The organism is Variovorax sp. 01T432, assembly GCF_056398605.1.
Map to the genome: position 1 here is coordinate 200,045 of NZ_JBFTPS010000004.1, position 6,626 is coordinate 206,670.

The following is a 6,626-nucleotide window of genomic DNA, read 5'->3' on the forward strand; positions in this document are numbered from 1 at the left end:
GAGAAACCGACGTGCTGCCCCTCACCCTCTGTTCGAACCTGCTCGACGCCACCGCCGAGGCGAAGGACATGGACGGCGCCATGCGCCAGATCGATGCCTTCCGGCGCCTGGTGGTGGGGCCGGGCGTGTTCAGCATCAACCTCAACGTGACGACCGCCGACGACCCCGTCAACGAAGTGCAGCTGCAGCGCTTCTATTCGTCGAACGCGGGGGAGTTTCCGGTGGCGGGGCGCAAGCGCAAGGCGCTCACGCCATGGACCGAGACCCTCTTCGTCCAGGGGCAGGTCTTCGTCGCCGAAGGCGGCCATGCGCTGGCGGAAGTCTTCGACGACTACGAGCGCATGGCGCCGCTCGGCCTGAACGCGGCCATCAACGTGCCGATCCTCAGGGCCAACATCTGCATCGCGACATTCAACGTCTTCGGCACGCGCGGCCGCTGGCAGGCACACGAAGTGCTGGCGGTGCGCCTGCTGGCGGCGCTCGCGGCACGGTGGGTGACCCCGGCGCCCGGGCTGCACTACTCGCTCGACCCCATCCATTTCCACGGAGGCAAGAAATGACCGACAACCTGAATCCGCAACACGCCTCTTCCCGGCGAACATCCGTCTTCATCGTCGGCGGCGGGCCCGTCGGCCTGTCGATGGCGATTCTCATGAACCGCTTCGGCATCGACTTCGTGATGGTCGAGCGCGCGTCGTCGACCACCGACCATCCGAAGGCGCGCGGCTGCTGGAGCCGCACCATGGAGATCTTCCGCCAGTGGGGCATCGAGGACCGCATGCGCGCGCGCGGCCTGCCCGACAACTCCGACATGTTCGCCTTCGTCGAATCGATGGCCGGCCACGAATACGGCCGCACCACGCCCGAGGTGAACATCGGCCTCTCGCCCGCCTGGAAGTGCATCCTCTCGCAGGACGCGGTCGAGGAGGAGCTGCTCAAACTGGCGAAGGAATCGAAGTCCGGGAAGATCCTCTACTCGACCGAGTTCCTCGACTACGTCGAGACCGACACCGGCCTGCGGGTCACGGCGCGCGACCTCCAGACCGGCGAGAGCGCGGTGTGGCAGGCCAGCTACCTCATCGCCGCCGACGGCGCCGGCAGCAGCGTGCGGCGCGTGAGCGGCATCGACATGCGCGGCCCCTCGACGCTCGCCGTCATGGCCAACGAGTACTGGAAGGCCGACCTCTCCAGCATCCGCGGCGCCGCCAACACCGCCGCCTTCCGCGTCGTGCCCAAGAACCCGGAGCTGCCCATGGCCTCCGTCCTCAACACCAACGGCAAGGACCGCTGGCTCAGCCTGATCCAGATCGGCATCGACAAGGACGAGCGGCCCGGCCCCCGCACCGACGAAGAAGTCATCAGGCTGGCGCGCATCCACACCGGCATTCCGAACCTGGACGTCGAGGTGATCAACCGCTCGATCTGGCGCCTGAGCCGCCAGGTGGCCAGCCGCTTCAGGCAGAGCCGCGTGTTCCTGGTCGGCGACGCGGCGCACCGCTTTCCGCCGAGCGGCGGCTACGGCATGAACTCGGGCATCCAGGACGCGCACAACCTGGCGTGGAAGCTCGACTTCGTCCTCAAGGGCCGGGCCAGCCCCCGGCTGCTCGAGAGCTACGACCTCGAACGCCGCCCGGTCGCCGAGTCGAACGCCGACTTCAGCTACTCGAACACGCTGCGCTTCCTGCAGACCGACCAGGCCTTCCGTTCCGGCAACATCGACCGCATCAATTTCTGGATCAAGGACACCGAGAACCACGTCCACAGCGTCGGCCAGAGCCTGGGCTTCAGCTACGACGAGGGCGCGCTGATCCCCGACGGCACTGCCAAGCCCGGCATGCGCACGCGCTACTACGAGCCCTCGGACCGCCCCGGCGGACGCTTTCCGCACCTGTGGCTGGACCTGGCGCGCAAGAAGTCCACGCTCGACTGGTTCGACAAGAACTTCGTGCTCGTCGCCGGCCTGAAGGGCGAGGCCTGGCTGGAGGCGGCGAAGGCGGTCTCGGCCCGGAAAGACCTGCAGATCGAGACGCGCCAGCTCGAGGAGGAGTGCGAGAAGGACGGCCTGCTCATCGGCCTGCGCGGCGCGGTGCTGGTCCGCCCCGACGGACATGTGGCATGGCGCATGCCATGGACGCCGGCCGACCCGGCCGCCGAGCTTGCGTCGGTGATCGACAAGCTGCTCGGCTGAAGCCACGAACCCAAGATCCCCAAGGAGTCGATATGCCAGTCAGCGCGCTTCATCACTACACGCTGCGATGCGTGCCGGAAGACCTCGATGTGCTCCTCGCGTTCTACACGAAGCACCTGGGCCTGAGCGAAGGGCCGCGGCCCGTCATTCCCTTCCCGGGCCACTGGCTCTACAGCGGCGGGCAGCCGATCGTCCACCTGGCGGCCTTTCTGGGCGAAGCGTCTGGCGGCAACACCGGCCCGCTCGACCACATCTCCTTCCGCGCCCATGGCCTCGACCAGACCCGCGCCTACTTCAAGGCGCAAGGCATTCCCTACGAGGAAGCGCCGGTGCCGGGCTGGCCGCTGCACCAGGTCTTCGTTCGCGATCCCCTGGGCCTGAAGGTGGAGCTCACCTTCTCGCTCGAAGAAGAGGCCGCGCAAGCATCATGACCCGATTCGTTTCGACTGGCGACGCGAAGACCGCTTACACGATGAGCGGGGACGGGCCGCCTCTGCTCCTTATCCACGGCGCGGAGGCGAGCCGTCACATGTTCGACGCCATCGAAGCCTTGCTGTCGAAGCGCTTCACGGTCATTGCCCATGACCAGCGCGACTGCGGCGAAACCGAGAGCCCGGCGTCGGCCGCCACCCTGCGGCAACTGGCGGCGGATGCCCAGGCGCTGGTGCGCTCGCTCGGCTTCGCGCGCGCCCATGTGTTCGGGAGCTCCTTCGGCGGGCGGATCGCGCAGGTGCTGGCGGCCGCGCATCCGGAGGTCGTCGATCGCCTGGTGCTCGGCAGCACCTGGGCCTTGCCTCACTCGCTGGCGCAACTCGATCCCGAAGGCAGCGCCGCGATCGCGCAGCTGCGCGCCGGGCTGCCCGGGACGGCCCAGGCGCTCGCGAGGATGTTCTTCCCCGCCGCCTGTCTCGCGCAGAAGCCCGCGCTGCTGGACTTCTTCAGCCAGGTCCAGCCCTCCTCCGCGCGCTCGCTGCGCCGCTCGCAAGCGGTCGCCGACAGCGCGGACATCCGGCTCTCCGACATCCGCGCCCGCACCCTGCTGATCGCGGGCGACAGCGACCGGGTCGTCCCCGCCCGGCTCACCCTCGACATGGCCACACGGATCGCGGACTGCCGGCAAGTGCTGCTGCCCGGGGTCGGTCACGCCACCTGCCTGCAGGCGCCCGCCGAGGTCGCCGAGGCGATCACGCGCTTCATCGACGAAGGAGCAGACGCATGAGCTACATCGAGATCAAAGGCCTCTCCAAGACCTTCGGCGCGCCGGGCGCCGGCGGCGTGCTCGCGCTGCGCGACATCCACTGCTCGATCGACAAGGGCAGCTTCGTCAGCGTCGTCGGCCCGAGCGGATGCGGCAAGAGCACCCTGCTGCGCATCATCGCCGGGCTGCTCGACTACTCGCAAGGCAGCGTGACCCTGGACGGCCAGCCCATCCGCGGCACGCGGCGCGATGTCGGCGTGGTGTTCCAGAGCTCGATCCTGCTGCCCTGGCGCACCATCCTCGACAACGTGATGCTGCCGGCCGAAGTGCTGGGGCTCGACGCCAGGGCGGCGCGCGAACGCGCGATGAAGCTGCTGCACATGGTTCGCCTGGAAGGCTTCGAGCACAAGCTGCCGAGTCAGTTGAGCGGCGGCATGCAGCAACGCGCATCCATCGCGCGCGCCCTGCTGCACGACCCGAAGATCCTGCTGATGGACGAGCCCTTCGGCGCCCTCGATGCCATGACGCGCGAGCAGATGAACCTGGAGCTGCAGCGCATCTGGAGCGAGAGCGGCAAGACGGTGATCCTCATCACGCACTCGATTCCCGAGGCGATCTTCCTCGGCGACGTCGTCTTCGTGATGACACCACGGCCCGGCTCGCTGGACCGCGTCATCCGCGTCGACGTGCCGCGCCCGCGGACGATGGACGCGATGGGCTCGCCGGCCTTCGCCGCGGTTGCCCACGAGATCCGCCAGATCTTCGACCACACCGGCTCCTTCGACTGACCCCATCTCCGCACGAGGTTCGCATGGCCATCACGCACATTCCCCACACCCTCCCGCCCGCGACGGACACGCCGGCGCGGCGGCCTTCGGCCTGGTCCCAGGCCTTGCGCTCGAACCGGACCAGCTCCCTGCTGCTGCTGGCGCTGCTGCTGCTCGCCTGGGAGATGGGCGTTCGTGTCTTCAACGTTCCCAGGTTCCTGATCCCGCCGTTCAGCGACGTGGTCATCGCCCTGTGGCGCGGCCTGGTGGCCAGCCCCTGGGCCAAGGACGGGCTCTGGTTCCACACCTTCATCACCCTGGCGGAAATCCTGCTGGGCTTCTTCATCGGCAGCGGCATCGGGCTCGCCCTGGGCGTGGCGATCTCGCAGATGGAGCGCGTCGAGGCGGTGCTCCAGCCCTACGTGGCCGCCTTCCAGAGCCTGCCCAAGGTGGCGGTCGCGCCGATCATCGTGATGTGGCTGGGCTTCGGCATCAGCTCCAAGGTGGCCATCGTCTGCATGCTGACCTTCTTCCCGGTGCTGGTGACCAGCATCGCGGGCTTCAAGGCCATCGACCCCGACCGCATCGACCTGCTGCGCTCGCTCTCGGCCACGCGCTGGCAGATCTTCCGCAAGGCGAAGTTCCCGAGCGCCCTGCCCTACATCTTCGCGGGCCTGGACATGGCCGCCGCCTTCGCGGTGGTGGGCGCGATCGTCGGCGAATTCGTCGGCGCGCAGTCGGGGCTGGGCGTGCTCATCCTGCAGATGGATGCGCAGATGGACACCGGCGGGAGCTTCTCGGTCTTCATCGTGCTGTCCGTCATCGGCATCGCGCTGACCCGCCTGCTGCGCGCCATCCAGCGCCGGGTGCTGCACTGGATGCCGGTCGAGAGCAACCGGCGCACGGTCAACGCCTAGGGCGCGGCGCGGCCGCGATCACCCCATTCCTGTCGAACTTCTCAAGAGGACTTTCATGATCCACAGACGCAACTTCAACCTGTCGGTCGCGGCGCTGGGCGCGGGCCTGGGCTTCGCATCCACCCTGTCGCTGGCGCAGTCGCCCAAGATCCTCAAGGTCGCGAACTCGGCGGGGGTCAACGATGCGCAGCAGGCCTTCATCACCGCCGGGCGGCATCCGAAGCTGGGCTACTACGCGTCGGAAGGCGTCGACGTGGAGTACGTCAACATGAGCAGCATCACGCAGGCCATGCAGGCCCTGATGACCGAGCAGGTCAGCTTCGGCCCCATCTCGCCCGGCATCTACCTGCCCGCCGTGGCCAAGGACCCGGGATTGGGGCTCGTCGCCGCCTACAAGTGGCTGCCGCGCAATGCCAACGTGATCATCGTCAGGCCCGACAGCCCCATCAAGACCGCCGCCGACCTCAAGGGCAAGCGCATCGGCGTGCGCAGCCAGGGCGACCCGGGCATCGTCGTGACGCGGACCATCCTGCTCGAACTGGGTCTGGACGACGCGACCAACCAGTACATCGCGGTCGGCGACGGCGGCCCCGCCGGGCAGGCGCTCACGCAGGACCGGGTCGACGCCATCGTCACCTACGACACCGGCGCGGCGCGCATCGAGCTGGTCGGCGTGCCGGTGCGCTACGTGGCCTTGCCGCCGCGCTACGCGGAGGTCGGATCGGGCTGGATCTGCGTGCGCAAGAAGACGCTCAAGGAAGACCGCAGGAGCCTGGTCGGCCTGTTCCGCGGCATCGCGAAATCCACGCTCTTCGCCCACACCAACCTGGACCAGGCCATCAACATCCACTGGGCGCTCTACCCCGAGAGCAAGCCCAAGTCCAAGTCGGAGGACGAGGCGCGCAAGGAGCTGCAGTTCATCCTCAAGGACCGCAAGGAGAACTGGATGCGGCGCGCCGACGACGCGGACAAGCGCATCGGCGCGTCGAGCCTCGCCGAATGGAAGGCCAACATCGACACCGCCGCCGAGACCAGCAGGAACCCCAGGCTCGCGACGGAGATCGGCGACCCGAACACGGTCTTCACCAACGAGCTGATCGACGAGGTCAACGACTTCGACCGGGCGGCTGTCGTCCGGCAGGCCAGGGAATTCAAGCTCTGATGACGATGAACTGGAACATGGCCGCGCGCGCGGCGAAGATGAACCCTTCGGTCATCCGCGAAATCCTCAAGGTCACCGAGCGCCCCGGCATCATCAGCCTGGCGGGCGGCCTGCCCTCGCCGAAGACCTTCCCCATCGGCGCCTTCGCCGCCGCCTGCGCCGAGGTGCTCGAGAACGACGGCCAGGCCGCGCTGCAGTACGCCGCCAGCGAGGGCTACGGCCCGCTGCGCGAGGCGGTCGCCGCTATGCTGCCCTGGCCCGTCGACCCGGCGCAGGTGCTCATCACCACCGGCTCGCAACAGGGCCTGGACCTGATCGCCAAGGTGCTGCTCGACCCGGGCAGCCGCGTGCTGGTGGAAACACCGACCTACCTGGGCGCGCTGCAGGCCTTCTC

General features: G+C 68.3%; 8 protein-coding genes. All 8 read left to right on the plus strand.

All coding sequences use genetic code 11. The annotated features are described in order from the left end of the window. Nucleotides 1-11 precede the first annotated feature (11 nt). Nucleotides 12-560 (plus strand): GAF domain-containing protein, encoded by a 549-nt coding sequence (locus AC1DNF_RS04935; protein WP_478147436.1) that lies wholly within the window; start codon nt 12-14, stop codon nt 558-560. Then, nucleotides 557-2,188 carry an FAD-dependent monooxygenase gene (locus AC1DNF_RS04940; RefSeq protein ID WP_478147437.1) on the plus strand — a complete coding sequence of 544 codons (1,632 nt, stop codon included), beginning with the start codon at nt 557-559 and terminating at the stop codon, nt 2,186-2,188. The genes AC1DNF_RS04935 and AC1DNF_RS04940 overlap by 4 nt, the downstream gene beginning before the upstream one ends. A gap of 32 nt (nt 2,189-2,220) precedes the next feature. Further along, nucleotides 2,221-2,619 (plus strand): VOC family protein, encoded by a 399-nt coding sequence (locus AC1DNF_RS04945; RefSeq protein WP_478147438.1) that lies wholly within the window; start codon nt 2,221-2,223, stop codon nt 2,617-2,619. Beyond that, entirely contained in the window at nt 2,616-3,407 is a 792-nt protein-coding gene (locus AC1DNF_RS04950; RefSeq protein ID WP_478147439.1) for an alpha/beta fold hydrolase, read from the plus strand. The genes AC1DNF_RS04945 and AC1DNF_RS04950 overlap by 4 nt, the downstream gene beginning before the upstream one ends. Continuing rightward, nucleotides 3,404-4,174, plus strand: coding sequence for an ABC transporter ATP-binding protein (locus AC1DNF_RS04955; protein ID WP_478147440.1), 771 nt, complete (start codon nt 3,404-3,406; stop codon nt 4,172-4,174). Before AC1DNF_RS04950 ends, AC1DNF_RS04955 begins: the two co-directional genes overlap by 4 nt. Before the next feature lie 23 nt (nt 4,175-4,197). Further along, complete coding sequence (locus AC1DNF_RS04960) at nt 4,198-5,070, plus strand: ABC transporter permease (protein ID WP_478147441.1); 873 nt, start codon at nt 4,198-4,200, stop codon at nt 5,068-5,070. 55 nt (nt 5,071-5,125) lie between these two features. Further along, complete coding sequence (locus tag AC1DNF_RS04965; RefSeq protein WP_478147442.1) at nt 5,126-6,232, plus strand: ABC transporter substrate-binding protein; 1,107 nt, start codon at nt 5,126-5,128, stop codon at nt 6,230-6,232. A 5-nt stretch (nt 6,233-6,237) separates the two neighbouring features. Continuing rightward, a partial coding sequence (locus tag AC1DNF_RS04970) for an aminotransferase class I/II-fold pyridoxal phosphate-dependent enzyme (RefSeq protein ID WP_478147443.1) occupies nt 6,238-6,626 on the plus strand: 389 nt, incomplete at its 3' end.

Coding starts and splice junctions, on each gene's coding strand:
- AC1DNF_RS04940 (WP_478147437.1), top strand. CDS start 557: ATGACCGACAACCTGAATCCGCAACACGCCTCTTCCCGGCGAACATCC.
- AC1DNF_RS04945 (WP_478147438.1), top strand. CDS start 2,221: ATGCCAGTCAGCGCGCTTCATCACTACACGCTGCGATGCGTGCCGGAA.
- AC1DNF_RS04950 (WP_478147439.1), top strand. CDS start 2,616: ATGACCCGATTCGTTTCGACTGGCGACGCGAAGACCGCTTACACGATG.
- AC1DNF_RS04955 (WP_478147440.1), top strand. CDS start 3,404: ATGAGCTACATCGAGATCAAAGGCCTCTCCAAGACCTTCGGCGCGCCG.
- AC1DNF_RS04960 (WP_478147441.1), top strand. CDS start 4,198: ATGGCCATCACGCACATTCCCCACACCCTCCCGCCCGCGACGGACACG.
- AC1DNF_RS04965 (WP_478147442.1), top strand. CDS start 5,126: ATGATCCACAGACGCAACTTCAACCTGTCGGTCGCGGCGCTGGGCGCG.